We start from the raw sequence: 13712 nt of genomic DNA, 5'->3' as shown, positions 1-13712 counted from the left end.
ACGTGCCACCATAGACAGGTGGACATCGACCTCGCTGATCTGGATTTCTGGCGCAAACCCCTCAAAGAGCGAAACGAGGCGTTCGCCCGGCTCCGGCAATTGGAGCACCCGGTGTTCTTCCCCGAGAAGAAAGTGCCGTTCCTCCGCTCCGGCAAGGGCTTCTACGCCCTCGTCCGCCACGCCGACGTCGTCGAGGCCAGCCGCAACGCCAAGATCTTCTCCAGCGAGCCCGCCGTCACCAACCCCGAGCCGCCGAGCTGGGTGAAGCAGGTGTTCGGCGAGTCGATGGTCAACATGGACGACCCGCGCCACGCCCGCCTGCGCCGCATCGTGACGCGCTCGTTCAGCCCCAAGATGCTGGCCGGGCTGCAGAACGACATCGAGGCCGCGTGCGCCCGCATCGTCGACGACGTCGTCAAGGACGGGCCGCGCGACTTCGTCACCCAGGTGGCCGCCCGGCTGCCCATCCACGTCATCTGCGACATGCTCGACATCCCGCAGGAGCTGCGGGAGAAGGTGCACCAGCACGTCGACATCTCCACCGCCTACACCGGCGTACGGCCCAGCCTGGCCCGCAGCGTCCAGATGGCCGGGCAGAACATGCTGGCGCTGCTCGCCCTGCAGCGCATGGTCATCAAACTCGGCCACGAACGCGTCGCCAACCCCAGAGGCGACCTCGTCTCCCTCCTGGTCAACGCCAACGTCGACGGCGAGAAGCTGACCGACAAGGAGCTCGGCTCGTTCTTCGCCCTGCTGCTCGTCGCCGGAAACGAGACGGCCCGCAACACGATGGCGCACGGCATCCGGCTGCTCACCGAGAACCCGGCCCAGCGCGAGCTGCTGACCTCCGACTTCGACACGCACGTCAACGGCGCCATCGAGGAGATGGTCCGGTACGTCTCGCCCATCATGCAGTTCCGCCGCACCGTCACCGAGGACTACTCGCTGCGCGGGCTGGAGCTGAAGCAGGGCGACAAGGTGGTGCTCTTCTACGGCTCCGCCAACCGCGACGAGTCCGTCTTCCCCAACGCCGACACCTTCGACATCACCCGCGACACCAAACCGCACGTCGGCTTCGGCGGCCCGGGCCCGCACTTCTGCCTCGGCGCCAACCTGGCCAGGCAGGAGATGCGGACGATGTTCCGGGAGTTGTTGACACGGCTGCCGGGTATCCGGTCGGTGGGGGAGCCCGAATTGTTGCTGTCGAACTTCGACAACAGCGTCCGCAGCCAGCCCTTCACCTTCTAACCCCACCCCGCCCACCCTGCCTGTCTCGCGAGTCCCGCCAGTGGGACGCGCGCGGAGTGCAGAGGACCAGCGAGGGTGACGGGGCCAGGGGACTTACACGGTGGGGGGACGCAGGGACTTGCGGGAGGCGGCGGGGACTGCGGGATCGCTGGGGCCCGCGGGATTGGCTGGGTGGGGCCTGCGGGAATGGTGGGCCTGCGGAGCGGGTGACGTGACTCGCGGGGTGAGCGGGATGGACAAGGACCGGACTCGCGGGACGGACGGGCTTGCCGGACGGACGCGGGATAGACGGGACAGCAGGGTTGGCGGAAGCGTCGAGACAGGCAGGACGGGCGGGATTTCACCGGACCGACGAGGTGAGGGGACCCGCACACCCCGCAAGCCCCGCCGGTCTTCCGCAACACCCCCACCCGCCTGTCGTGTTACCCCGGCAGTCCCGCTGGTCCCGTCAACCCCGCCGGTTCCTTCACGCGCGAACCCCCGCCCGAGCAGGCAAGTCAGTGGTCGTCAGCGGCCCGGACGTTCGACCCGTTCCGGCTCTGGCCAGCCCGGCGGGTCAATCGTCGTCGACGGCCAGCACGTTCGTCCTGATCGTGAAGAACGTGATCAGCGCCGCCACCACCATCATCCCCGCACTGATCAACATGGCCGCCCGGAACCCCGCATCAAACACCCGAGGCTGCTCGAACGCATCACCCACCAGCCCCACCAACGGCGGCACAGCGGCCACGGCCAGCAGGCTCCCGGTGCGGGCCACCGCGTTGTTCACCCCGCTGGCCGTCCCCGCGTACCGCTCCTGCGCCGAAGCCAGCACGGTCGCCGTCAGCGGCGCGACCGCCGCCGACAGCCCCAGCCCGAACACGGTCACCGCGGGCAGCACCTGCAGCGGGTACGACGCGCCGAACCCGATGGTGCTCATCAGCACGAACCCGCACCCCGCCACCAGGATCCCGATCGTCATGGGCCAGCGCGGCCCCACCCGCTTGGCCAGCTCCCCGGCCCGCGCCGACAGCAGCAGCATCAGGATCGTGGTCGGCAGCATCGCCAGCCCGGCCACGACGGGCGAGAACCCGGACACCACCTGGAGCTGCACCACCAGCAGGAAGAACACCACGCCCATGGCCGCGTACATGATCAGCGTCACCACGTTCACGGCCGTGAACACGCGGTCGCGGAACATGCCGACCGGCACCAGCGCGTCCGGTGACCTGCGGATCTCCAGCGCCACGAACGCCGCAGCCAGCGCCAGCCCGACCACCAGCGGCACCGAGACGCCCTTCTGGATCAGCCCGTACGTGATGCCGGCCAGCGCGAGCGCGGCCAGCACCGCGCCGAGCACGTCGAACCGGCCCGCCGCCGTCTCGTCCTTGCTCTCCGGTACGTGCCGCAGTGCGACGAACACGACGAGCGCCGCGAACGGCAGGTTGATCAGGAACGCCCACCGCCATCCGGCCGTCTGCACCAGCCAGCCGCCCAGCAGCGGCCCGATGGCGCTGGCCACACCGCCCAGCCCGGACCACACGCCCACCGCCCTGGGCCGGTCGTGCCGCACGAAGGACGCCTGGATGATCGCCAGCGAGCCGGGCGTCAGCAGCGCGCCGCCGATGCCCTGCAATGCGCGGGCGCCGATGAGGAACTCGATGTTCGGCGACAGCCCGCACAACGCCGACGCGACCGCGAACCAGACCGTCCCGACCAGGAAGAGCGTGCGGCGCCCGTAACGGTCGCCGAGCGAGCCGCCCAGCAGGATCAGCCCGGCCAGGGTCAGGGTGTAGGCGTTGATCGTCCACTGCAGGCCGGCCATGCCCGCGTCAAGCTCCCTCCCCAGGAACGGCAGCGCCACGTTGACCACCGTGCTGTCGAGCATCGCCAGCCCGGAGCCGAGCACGGTCGCGAACAGGATCCAGCGGCCGCGCGCGGACTTGAGCTGGATGTGTTCGCCGTGCAGGAGGGCCGGGTTGTCGGTCATGTGGCCATCCTGTCACCGGGCACCGACAACCCCGCCGCGGGTCCTCCCTCACCCCCGCCTCAACCAGCGGCCCTCCGGCTCACCCACCTCGACCAGCGAATCCTCCGCTCACCCGCTACCGCTGACCAGCGGAACCTTCGGCTCACTCGCCATCCGCCGCCTTCACCAGCGGGGCCCGACCACTCACCGTCCGCCGCTTGGCGCGACTGGCTCAGCCGCTGTTGCCCAGTGCTCGCAGCACGAACTCCGACACCAGCTCCCCGGCCGCCTCCACCGTCACGTCCCCGCTGATCAACGGCACCCGCTCGGCCCCGATGACGGCGAGGATCATCCGCGCCGTCGCGTCCACGTCGAGCGCCCGGAAGTCACCGGCCTCGATGCCGTTCTCGAGGATTTCCACCAGGATGTGCTGCATCGGCGCGACATGCTCGGCCAGTCGCTGGTAGGCGTCGGGCCCAAGCGCGGCGCTGAGGTCGGCCGCCCCCGGATGCGGGTGCGCGAGCAGCCCGGTGAGTTGCAGCCGGACGAACGCGCGCAACCGGTCGGCGGGCGACGCCCCGGCGGGCAGCTCCCGCTCGTAGCTGTCGATGAAGTAGCTGGTCACTCGCTCGGTGAAGGCCAGCAGCAGCGTCGCTTTGTCGGGAAAGTAGTTGTACAGGACCGTACGGGTGATTCCGGCCTCGCTGGCGACGTCGGTCATGGAGATGGCGTCGATGCCCTGCACCCGGGACAGCCGCGAGACGGCCTGAAGGATGCGGTCACGCGTCTGGGCGCGGTGTTCGCCGATGGTGGCGGCCGAGATGCGGGGCATATGCCCATGGTAGGCCGGGCCGGGCCTCAAGTTCCGCAGAAGGCGGTGGCGTCTGGGCAACACCTTGGGCTCGGACAACTTCGCTCAGATCGAACGGTGGGGCGCGTACCGCCGGCGATCCTGGTTGTCCGCGTTCAGGCTCGGATGAGGAGCAGGACACCGCGGGCGCCCGTGACCGTCACGGTCAACGGCCCGGTCACGGCGACCGACACACACAGCGGAGCCGTCTTCGAGGAGAACGTCGAGGCATTCGAGGCGACGAGCCCCGGCATCAAGATTGGCGCCGAGGAGGGTTTCATGCGCCCTCAGAGCCTTCCGTCTTCTCCGATTCTCCGACGAACGTGGGGGTGGTCGCCGGTACAAGTGGGTGGCAGCCGCCTGTGGAGCTTAGGCGGCGGCCTTGACCACCTGCCTGAGCTCGGTCAGCACTTCCGTGTTGAGCTGGTACGCCAGCCGCACCTCACCGATCATGCGCTGCTGCTCGCCCTCGTCCAGCTCCAGCCCCAGAACGTCCAGCCGCGAGCGGTACTCGTTCTTGAACCGGGGCAGGCTGCCCAGCTCGTCGAAGAAGTAGAAGTCGACGCCTCCGCCCTTCGCGTAGCCGTAGATCTTCTGCAGCTCCATCCGGATGAACTGCCCGCCCGACAGGTCGCCCAGGTAGCGGGTGTAGTGGTGGGCCACGTAACCGCCTGGCCAGTCGGCGACCTGCTGGATGCGGGCCACGAGGGTGCGGGTGGATTTCGACGGGGTGATCCGGTCTTGCCAGTTCGGGCCGTAGATCGTGGTGAGGTCGCGTTCCAGCGCCGGTTCGCGGTACAGCTCGGGGAAGACGAAGCGGCCGGCCACCGGGTGGTCGGCGAGCTGGCGGGAGACGCCGTCGAGGGCGGTGTAGGCGAAGTAGTGCTGGGCGACCATTTCGCCGTAGTCGTGTTCGCTCAACTGGCCGCTCATCAGCGCTGAGAGGTAGCCCTCTGACTCGGCCGACTGGTGGTCGGCCCAGGTGGCGTTGCGCAAGATTTCGGAGAACGGCGTGGTCACGGCCCACCTCTGCTCGTGCTGGCGTTTCATGACGAAGTGTCACAAACGTCGGCGTGCGACGTCAAGCTGATGACGACACCATGTCATCAAATCCTGCCTCCCCCGACACGTACCCAGGAATGAGGGAGTCAAGAGCCGCCGTTCTCGGGGGTCACCTCCTGGAGGCGGCCGAGGGCGATCAGGGTCAGGTTGCGCAGGGACGGGGTGCCTGGAGCGTAGTAGTCGCTGTGGCCGCCCGTGCCTGTTTCGAAGCGGCGGGCGCCGTAGGTGGGGTTCATAGGGTCGGTGCCGAAGCCGAGGGGGCCCAGCTTCATTTTGGGGACGTGTTTGATCCAGTCGGTGGCGCCGAGGCCGGCCCAGACGCGGATGGCGGGGGTTGTCCGGGCGCTGCCCGTGCCGACGCCTGGGCTGCCGATGTGGGCGAGGTCGGTGATCGGTAAGCCTGGGGCTGCGGCTTGGGCGCAGGTGAAGGAGCCGTAGCTGTGGCAGAGCAGGGTGATCGGAGCCGTGGTGCGGTGGCGCAGGGCCGTGATCGTGCGGCGGAGCTCGCGGGAGCCGGTGATGGCTGCCTCGTCGGTGAGGGCGGCCAGGCTCAGGGTGGGGGGTGAGTCGTAGCCCAGCCATGCCACCACCGCCAGTCGTTGGCTGGGGGCCAGGCGGGTGGCCTCCGCGAGCAGGGCGCGTGCTGCGCCGCCGGGGTGTCGGGGGCTGGAGTCGAACGTTTCCGTCTTGGTGTCGGCGCCGGGGACGATGATCGCCACTCGGTCGGCTGTGGTGACGTCGGCGCCGTAGGTCCTCACCAGTCGCTCGCCTGGGTGGGGCGGGGACTGCAGCAGGAGGGTGCCGATCACCGCGAGGCTGGTTGCGATGGAGAGGGGTCTGAGCATGGTGCGACGTTATGGAGAAAGGGGTGTGGTGCGCGTCACCGCTGGGTTTGAAAAAGGGCGTCATACCAGGGGGTGATGTGAGATGGCGGAGGGTTGATGGAGTGGGCTCGACCAGGGCGAAGGCGCTGGTAGGCGTGGGTGGTGGGGGAATGTGGCGCGGGGGGTGAGCGGGGCGGCGGCTGGGGGAGCGAGCGAGGTGGGGAAGTGGCGCGGTGGTGCGCGGGTTGGGAAGGCGGCGCGGGGGTGCGCGGGTTGGGGAAGTGGCGCGGGGGAGTGAGCGGTATGGGGAGGCGGCGGGGGAGCGAGCGGGATGGGAAGCGGCGAGGGGGTGGGGTGCGAGGTCGAGGGGAAGGGTGGGTGAGATCTCCGCCGCAGGTGGATGGCGGTAGGAAGGAGAGTGCGCTGAGTGGGCGTGCTGGGGCTGGGCTGGGGCGCGGAGCGAGGGTGTTCGGCGAGAGGCGGAGCGGGAGCGAGGATGCTGGCCGGCGCGGCGCGGTGGGCGGAGTGGGGTGGTCTGCGGGGCGGTGCGTGGAGCGGTGGGTGGGGCGGCGGGCGGTGGGTGGAGTGGGGCGGTACGTGGAGTGGTGCGTGGGGCGGCGGGCGGTCGGGGAGTGGGGCGGTCCGCGGGGCGGTGGGTGGTGTGTGAGCGGTGGCGGAGTGGGGTGGTCTGCGGGGCGGTGCGTGGAGCGGTGGGTGGTGTGTGAGCGGTGGCGGAGCGGGGTGGTGGCGGAGCGGGGCGATAGGTGGAACTAAGGGTGCTAGGGGAGCGAAGGCGCTGGGCGGAGAAGGCGGGACGCTGGATGGGGCGGATGTGGGGGAGGGCGGGACGCTGGATGGGGCGGATGTAGGGGCGGGCGGGAAGAGGAGAAGCGCCGCAGCCACCATCCGCCGCCCGGGCCCCTCCATGCCACCGCCGCACCCAACCCCTCAAGTCCACCACTTCACCGCCGCCGCCCGGCCCACTACGCACGCGTCGCGTTCAGCTCTTCGGTTCCGCCACGCAGGTCACGTCCACGCACGCGTCGCGTTCAGCTCTTCGGTTCCGCCACGCACGCGCCGCGCTCAGCCCTTCGGCTCCACCACGCATCCGCCCCGCCAAGCCCTCCGGCTCACCACACACCCGCCCCGCTCAGCCCCTTCAACCACCCGCCAGTGACGGCGCCGTCGGCTTCGGTACGTGCACGCCTTGCCCAGCCCCTTGGCTCCACCGACGCACCTCACCCCGCCCGGCCCCTCTGTGGTCGGGCCGGGTGGTGGGTGGCGGAGGCGGGTGCGGTTGTGGCGGGGAGTGAGGGGCGGGCTCGGGAACGGTCCGCCCAACGCGAAAAAACGCCGCAGCGAAGCCCAGGTGTACGCCCGGAAACGGCACCACGTAGCTGATCGAAGTCCCTGGTGCTCGCCAAACCGCACTAGCATACGAGCAACTGCCAGCCGCCCTCTCTGGAGTGATCTTTGTCCGTTCATGCCGATGTAGCCAGGCGACGCATCGAAGAGCTGCTCCGCCACAACCAGGAGCAGATCGTCCGCCGCTGGGCGCAGATCGCCAACGCGCCGTCCGAGGAGCTCAACGAGCTTTTCCAGGCGCTGCTCACCGCACTGGACGAGGGCAAGAACGACTTCGCCGACGTCCGTGGCCTGCTGGCCGAGCTGTCTCGCTCGCGCGCCCGCGCCGGGTGGGCCCCCGCCGACACCGCCAGGGCCGTCTTCGGTCTGAAGGAGGCGCTGTACGAGTTCGTCGAGGCCGACTCCGAAGGTGTCGAGGCGGCGCGCGGCTTCGTCTGGTTCTCCAGGCTCATCGACGACCTTGGCCTGTACACGTTCGAGACGTTCTCGGAGGCCCGCGAGAGGATCATCCTCGACCAGGCCGAGCAGCTCCTTGAGCTGTCCACCCCGGTGGTCAAGCTGTGGGAGGGCATCGTGGCGGTGCCGCTGGTCGGCACGCTCGACTCGGCCAGGACGCAGGTGGTGATGGAGAAGCTGCTGCAGACGCTGGTCGACTCCGGTGCCGAGCACGCGGTCATCGACATCACCGGCGTGCCCGCCGTGGACACGCAGGTGGCTCAGCACCTGCTGAAGACGGTCGTCGCGGCCCGGCTGATGGGCGCGGAGTGCGTCATCTCGGGCATCCGGCCGCAGATCGCGCACACCATCGTCACGCTCGGCATCGAGTTCGGCGACATCGTCACGAAGGCGTCGCTGGCCGACGCGCTCGCCCACGCCTTCAAGCGGGCCGGCATCGAGGTGAAGGGCGGACGAGACATGCGCGTCGCGATCCGGGCGGAGAACCGCTAGTGCAGCGCGTACCGATCCTCAAACTCGGCGACGTCCTCATCGTCTCCATCCAGGTCGACCTTGAGGACCAGGGGGTGCTCGCCCTTCAGGAGGACCTCGCCGACGCGGTCGTCAAGAACGGCGCCAAGGGCGTGATCATCGACATCACCGCCGTGGAGATCGTCGACTCCTTCATCGGCAGGATGCTGGCCACGATCGCGTCCATGTGCAGCATGCTCGACGCCCAGACCGTGGTGGTCGGCATGCGGCCCGCCGTGGCGATCACGCTGGTGGAGCTCGGGCTCTCGCTGGGCGGCGTCCGTACGGCACTCAATCTGGAGAAGGGGGTGGCGCTGCTGGATCACATCAGGAGCGCGACCCCGTGAGCGGCGAACGTGAGGTCGTCATCGCGGGCAGTGCGGACGTCGTCGGCGTCCGCCAGCTCGTCAGGAGCGTGGCCGTCGAGGTGGGGCTGTCCCTCGTCGACCAGACGAAGATCGTCACCGCCGCCAGTGAGCTGGCGCGCAACGCCCTGGTGTACGCCGGCGGCGGGGACGTCCGCGTCGAGGTGGTCGAGAACGGCCCCCGGCGCGGCCTGAAGTTAGTCTTCACCGACGAAGGCCCCGGCATCCCCGACATCGAGCAGGCCCTCACGGACGGCTGGACCACGGGCGGCGGCATGGGGCTGGGCCTCGGCGGCTCGCGGCGGCTGGTCGACGAGTTCGACCTGGTCTCCGCGCCCGGCAAGGGCACGACAGTGACGGTGACGAAGTGGCGGCGATGACCGGCTGGGTCCGTGCCGAGGACCCCAGCGCGGTCGGCGCGGTACGCAGGAAGGCCGTCGAGCTGGCCGAGGCGGCGGGCTTCGACCAGGTGCTCATCGGGCAGACGGCCGTGGCGGTGAGCGAAGCGGTCTCCAACCTCGTCAAGCACGCCACGGAGGGCACCGTCATGGTGCGCCCCCACCCCGAGGCCCCCGCCACGGTGGAGCTGATCACCGTCGACCGGGGGCCGGGCATGGCCGACGTGGCCCGCGCGCTGCGCGACGGCTACTCGACGTCCGGGACACTGGGCATCGGCCTGGGCGCGATCTCCCGCATCGCCTCCGGCTACGACGTGCACTCGCTGCCTGGCAAGGGCACGGTGCTGGCCATGCACTTCACCGCCGGCCGCACCCCCGCGCCGGCGCTGCGGGCCAGCGGGCTGACCAGGCCGATCGGCGAGGAGACGGTGTGCGGCGACGGCTTCGCCATCGCCGAGCTGGGCTCGTCCACGATTGTGCTGGTCTGTGACGGGCTCGGTCACGGTCACATCGCCGCGCAGGCCGCGCAGCGCGCGGTCGAGCTGTTCTTCGACGTACGGGACCAGGAGCCGGTGGCCATCGTGCAACGCCTGCACGCCGGCATGAACGACACCCGGGGAGGCGCGGTCGCGGTGGCCCGCGTGGAGCCGGATCAGGTGCTCTTCGCCGGGCTCGGCAACGTGTCCGGCTGGGTGGCGCACGCCGAGGGCAGGCAGGGCATGGTGTCGGTGCCGGGGATCGCAGGGCATCAGGGCGGCCGGGTGCGCCAGTACACGTACGATCTGCCCCGGTATGCGACTGTCGTCCTGCACTCGGACGGGCTGACCGAGCGGTGGGACCCCACACTTCTGCCGGGGTTGTTCTCCCGGACGCCCGCCGTGATCGCCGCCGGGCTGATGCGCGAGGCGGGCAGCCGGCGCGACGACGCCTGCGTGGTGACGGTCAGGCCCGGCAGAGAAGCCGAAGGCGAAGGCGGACGGTCGGGGCAGGGGCAGGAAGGCGCGCGGCTCGGGCAGCAGCAGGAGAACGCGAAGCCAGGTGAGGGGGTGCGGCTCGGCTCCCCGTACGGAAGCCTGCGGCTCAGCCCGCCGAACGGAAGCGCCAGGCACAGCCCACCGCCCGCGCCACAGGGGCTGGAGCGGTCCGCCACGACCCAGAAGAGCCCGCTGCACGACGGCACGCCACGCGAGAGCACGCCGCAGGTGAGCAGGCCGCGCAAGAGCGCGCTGCACGAGAGTCCCCTACACGACAGCACGCGGCGCGAGAGCGCGCCACGCGAGAGCGCGCTGCATGAGAGCGTGCCGCACGAGAGCGCTCCGCACGTGAGCGCGCCAGACGAGGGCACACCGGACCAGGGCACGCCGCACCAGGGCATGCCGCACGAGAACACGAGGTCCCGGCATGGCGACGGCTGAAGCGGCCGAGCTCATCCGCGTCCGCCTGGACGCCGACCAGGACGTGTTCGTGCTGCGCCGCCTGGGCCGCGCCGCCGCCGAGCTGGTCGGCCTGGAGCCGCAGGACCAGATCCGCGTCGCGACGGCGCTCAGCGAGGCCGGCCGCGAGCTGTTCGGCACCGGCTCGACCGCGACCCTGTCGATCAGCGACCACCACCTGCTCATCCTGCTGGAGCACTCGCAGGAGCCGAAGCACGCCGACCGGTCGAAACTGCAGAACCTGGAGGGCCTGAAGCTGGCGGGCAGGCTGGTCGACGAGATCACCCTGAACGACGGCGGCGTCACGCTCGCCAAGCGGCTGCAAACCCGCCGCCCGCCCGCCCCGGTGGCGGAGATCCGCGCCAAGCTGGCCGACCTGTCCCCGGTGTCCGCCATGGACGAGCTGCGCGAGCAGAACAGGGAGCTGGCCGAGACGCTGGAGGACGTCCTGCGGCTCAACGCCGAGCTGCAGGAGACCAACACGGGCGTGATGGCGATGTACAACCAGCTCTCGGAAGAGCTGGAGGAGACCAACAGGGGAGTGGTGGCCCTGTACGCCGAGCTGGATGAGAAGTCCAGCCAGCTCAGGGAGGCCAACGAGGCGAGGAACCGCTTCTGGGCCACGGTCAGCCACGAGCTGCGCACCCCGCTCAACTCGGTGATCGGCCTGGTCAGGCTGCTGACGGGGCCGGGCGGCGACCCGATGACCGAGGAGCAGGACCACCAGGTGCGGCTGATCGGCAGCTCTACGGAGACCCTGCTGGAGCTGGTCAGCGAGCTTCTCGACATGGCCAAGGCCGAGTCGGGCCGCCTCGACCCGCAGCCGTCGTCGGTGGACCTGGCGCGGATGGCCGAACAGCTCCACGTGATGCTGCGCCCGACGAGCGCGAGCGTCGGCGTCGAGCTGCGCCACGAGGTGGCGCCCGAGGTCGCCGAGCTGTTCGTGGACGAGGTCATGCTGCTGCGCATCCTGCGCAACCTGCTCTCGAACGCGGTCAAGTTCACGGTACGCGGTGAGGTGCGCCTCGATGCCCACCTCGACACCGCCAAGGACGAGGCCGTCATCGTCGTGTCCGACACCGGCATCGGCATCCCGGCCGAGCACCTGACCCGCGTCTTCGAGGACTTCTACCAGGTCCCGGGCTCCCTCCAGGTCCGCTCCAGAGGCACCGGCCTGGGCCTGCCGTACGCGCGCAGGCTCACCGAGGCGCTCGGCGGCACCCTGGAGCTGGCCAGCACGGAGGGCGAGGGCACCACCGTCACGCTGCGGCTGCCGCACTACAGCGGCCCGCCGGAGCTGCAGCGGGTGATGATCGCCGACGACGACGAGGTGTTCCGCGCCGCCGCCCGCCGCATGCTGCACGGCTTCGCCGCGCACGTGGACGAGGCCGCCGACGGCGCTGCCGCGCTCGACCTGATGACGGCGGGCCCGCCGGACGTGATCCTGGTGGACCTGCTCATGCCCCGCGTGGACGGCCACGTGCTGCTGCAGCGCATGGCGGAGGACGACAGACTGCAGCGGATTCCCGTGGTCGTGGTGACCATCGCGCCACAGCGCGCCCCCGGTGACATGGTGGTGCTGGACAAACACGGGCTGCGCAGGGAGGAGCTGCTCCAGGCCATCCGCAGCGCGAGAGAGGGGCGGGTGTGAGCGAGACGGCGACCGTGCTCGTGGTGGACGACACGCCGACCAAGCGGTACATCCTGTCGAGCTGGCTGCGCCGCGCGGGGCACAGCGTGCTTGAGGTGAACGGCGGCGAGGAGGCGCTCGGCATGCTCACCGAGCAGCGCGTCGACCTGGTCATCCTGGACGTGCGGCTGCCCGACATCCCCGGCCACGAGGTGTGCGAGCGGATCAAGGCCAACCCGGCGACCGCCGCGATCCCCATCATCCAGGTGTCGGCCAACGCCATCACCGTGGCCGACCGGGCGGAGGGGCTGGAGCGGGGCGCCGACGCGTACCTGGCGGAGCCGATCGAGCCGGCCGAGTTCGCCGCGACGGTGGAGGCCATGCTGCGCTACTACCGGGCGCGCTGGCGGGCCGAGCTGATGGCCGAGCGCCTGGCGGGGCTGGCGGACGTGACGCTGCGCATCAACGAGGCGGAGACGTTCGACGAGCTGCTGTCGGTCGCGGTCGAGGGCTCGGCGAACGTGCTGGGCCGCTTCTGCGGCACGCTGGCGCTGCTGCCCGACGGGCGCACGCGCCGCTACCGGGCACGGCCGGGGGAGCGGGCCACCGCCCATCCGGCCGGGCCCGAGCTGCTGGACCGCCTGAGCGGGATGGTGCAGCGGGAGGCGCAGCGCGCCCACGTGTTCACCCTGCAAGCGGAGCAGTGGCGCGGGCTGGTGCCGGACGTGCAGGTGTCGGGCAGCAGCACGGGCGTGCTCTGCCGGACGAAGAACTCCCGCTCCCCCGTCTACCTGGGCGTGGAGAACGAGCCGCCGCTCGACGCCGACGAGGTGAACCTGCTGCGTCAGCTCGGCCAGGAGCTGGCGCTGGCCGTGTCCGCGCTGCGCGCCTACACCGAGGAGCACGCGATCGCGCTGACCCTGCAGCGCAGCTTCCTGCCCACGCGCATCCCCGAGGTGCCGGGCCTGCGGGTGGCGATGCGCTACGAGCCGGCGGCCGACAACATCGAGGTGGGCGGCGACTTCTACGAGGTGCTGCCGATCGGCGACCGGGTGCTGGTGGCCATCGGCGACGTCGAGGGGCACTCGCTGCACGCCGCGACCGTGATGGCGGAGCTGCGGCACGCGATGCGGGCCTCGTTCATCGCGCAGGTGGACCTCAGCGCGTCCCTCGACCTGCTCAACCAGATGATGCGGCGCTACCACCCGCGCATGACGGCGACGCTCTGCCTCGTGCTCATCGACCCGGCCACGGGGGAGGTCGAGGTGGCCAACGCCGGCCACATCCCGCCGCTGTTCGCCGGGCCGGGGTGCGCCTATCACCATCTGGGCAACCTGCTGCTGGGGGCGCTGCCGGAGACGTACACGGTGGACCGGTTGAAGCTGCCGCCCGGCGGGACGCTGCTGCTGTTCACCGACGGGCTGGTGGAGGACCGCGCGATCTCGCTGGACGAGAGCCTGGAGAAGGCCAGGAAGCTCGCCGAGACCGTGGAGGAGGATCTGGAGGAGTTCGCCGAGCGCATGCTGGACGCGTTCGGGGCGCGCGAGGACGACGTCGCGCTGGTGGCCGTGCGGCGCGAGGCGTAATCAGCGGGAGGCCTGACCGGCGGCGAGGGCGCCGGCG

At 70.6% G+C, this 13712-nt stretch carries 11 protein-coding genes; 7 read left to right on the top strand and 4 right to left on the bottom strand.

Features of this window, described 5'->3' with window-relative positions:
• Positions 1 to 18: 18 nt before the first annotated feature.
• Positions 19 to 1248 (top strand): cytochrome P450, encoded by a 1230-nt coding sequence (locus tag ABD331_RS23405; protein ID WP_344478209.1) that lies wholly within the window; start codon positions 19 to 21, stop codon positions 1246 to 1248.
• Positions 1249 to 1804: 556 nt separating this feature from the next.
• Here ABD331_RS23405 and ABD331_RS23400 read toward each other — a convergent pair.
• From ABD331_RS23400 to ABD331_RS23385, 4 genes are all read right to left on the bottom strand, one after another.
• A complete protein-coding gene (locus ABD331_RS23400; RefSeq protein ID WP_344478207.1) occupies positions 1805 to 3217 on the bottom strand; it encodes an MFS transporter in 1413 nt (470 codons plus the stop codon).
• A 211-nt stretch (positions 3218 to 3428) separates the two neighbouring features.
• Positions 3429 to 4028 carry a TetR/AcrR family transcriptional regulator gene (locus tag ABD331_RS23395; RefSeq protein ID WP_344478205.1) on the bottom strand — a complete coding sequence of 200 codons (600 nt, stop codon included), beginning with the start codon at positions 4026 to 4028 and terminating at the stop codon, positions 3429 to 3431.
• A 387-nt stretch (positions 4029 to 4415) separates the two neighbouring features.
• Entirely contained in the window at positions 4416 to 5096 is a 681-nt protein-coding gene (locus tag ABD331_RS23390; protein ID WP_344478202.1) for a biliverdin-producing heme oxygenase, read from the bottom strand.
• Positions 5097 to 5194: 98 nt separating this feature from the next.
• Positions 5195 to 5953: an alpha/beta hydrolase gene (locus ABD331_RS23385; RefSeq protein ID WP_344478200.1), complete on the bottom strand. Its 759-nt coding sequence runs from the start codon at positions 5951 to 5953 to the stop codon at positions 5195 to 5197.
• A 1452-nt stretch (positions 5954 to 7405) separates the two neighbouring features.
• Between ABD331_RS23385 and ABD331_RS23380 the strand changes: the two genes are divergently transcribed.
• From ABD331_RS23380 to ABD331_RS23355, 6 genes are read left to right on the top strand one after another with little or no spacing between them, the layout of a single operon-like run.
• Positions 7406 to 8245, top strand: a complete 840-nt coding sequence (locus tag ABD331_RS23380) for an STAS domain-containing protein (RefSeq protein ID WP_344478198.1) — start codon at positions 7406 to 7408, stop codon at positions 8243 to 8245.
• The gene (locus tag ABD331_RS23375) at positions 8245 to 8610 is read left to right on the top strand and encodes an STAS domain-containing protein (protein WP_148438715.1); all 366 of its coding nucleotides are present in this window, start codon (positions 8245 to 8247) and stop codon (positions 8608 to 8610) included. The genes ABD331_RS23380 and ABD331_RS23375 overlap by 1 nt, the downstream gene beginning before the upstream one ends.
• Complete coding sequence (locus tag ABD331_RS23370; protein ID WP_344478194.1) at positions 8607 to 9008, top strand: anti-sigma regulatory factor; 402 nt, start codon at positions 8607 to 8609, stop codon at positions 9006 to 9008. The genes ABD331_RS23375 and ABD331_RS23370 overlap by 4 nt, the downstream gene beginning before the upstream one ends.
• Positions 9005 to 10441, top strand: coding sequence for an ATP-binding protein (locus ABD331_RS23365; RefSeq protein WP_344478191.1), 1437 nt, complete (start codon positions 9005 to 9007; stop codon positions 10439 to 10441). Before ABD331_RS23370 ends, ABD331_RS23365 begins: the two co-directional genes overlap by 4 nt.
• A complete protein-coding gene (locus tag ABD331_RS23360) occupies positions 10428 to 12110 on the top strand; it encodes an ATP-binding response regulator (RefSeq protein ID WP_344478189.1) in 1683 nt (560 codons plus the stop codon). Before ABD331_RS23365 ends, ABD331_RS23360 begins: the two co-directional genes overlap by 14 nt.
• Entirely contained in the window at positions 12107 to 13675 is a 1569-nt protein-coding gene (locus ABD331_RS23355) for a SpoIIE family protein phosphatase (RefSeq protein WP_344478187.1), read from the top strand. The genes ABD331_RS23360 and ABD331_RS23355 overlap by 4 nt, the downstream gene beginning before the upstream one ends.
• Positions 13676 to 13712 lie beyond the last annotated feature (37 nt).

It is taken from the genome of Nonomuraea monospora (assembly GCF_039531895.1).
GTDB lineage: Bacteria > Actinomycetota > Actinomycetes > Streptosporangiales > Streptosporangiaceae > Nonomuraea > Nonomuraea monospora.
This window is presented reverse-complemented; position numbering and strand designations above follow the sequence as displayed.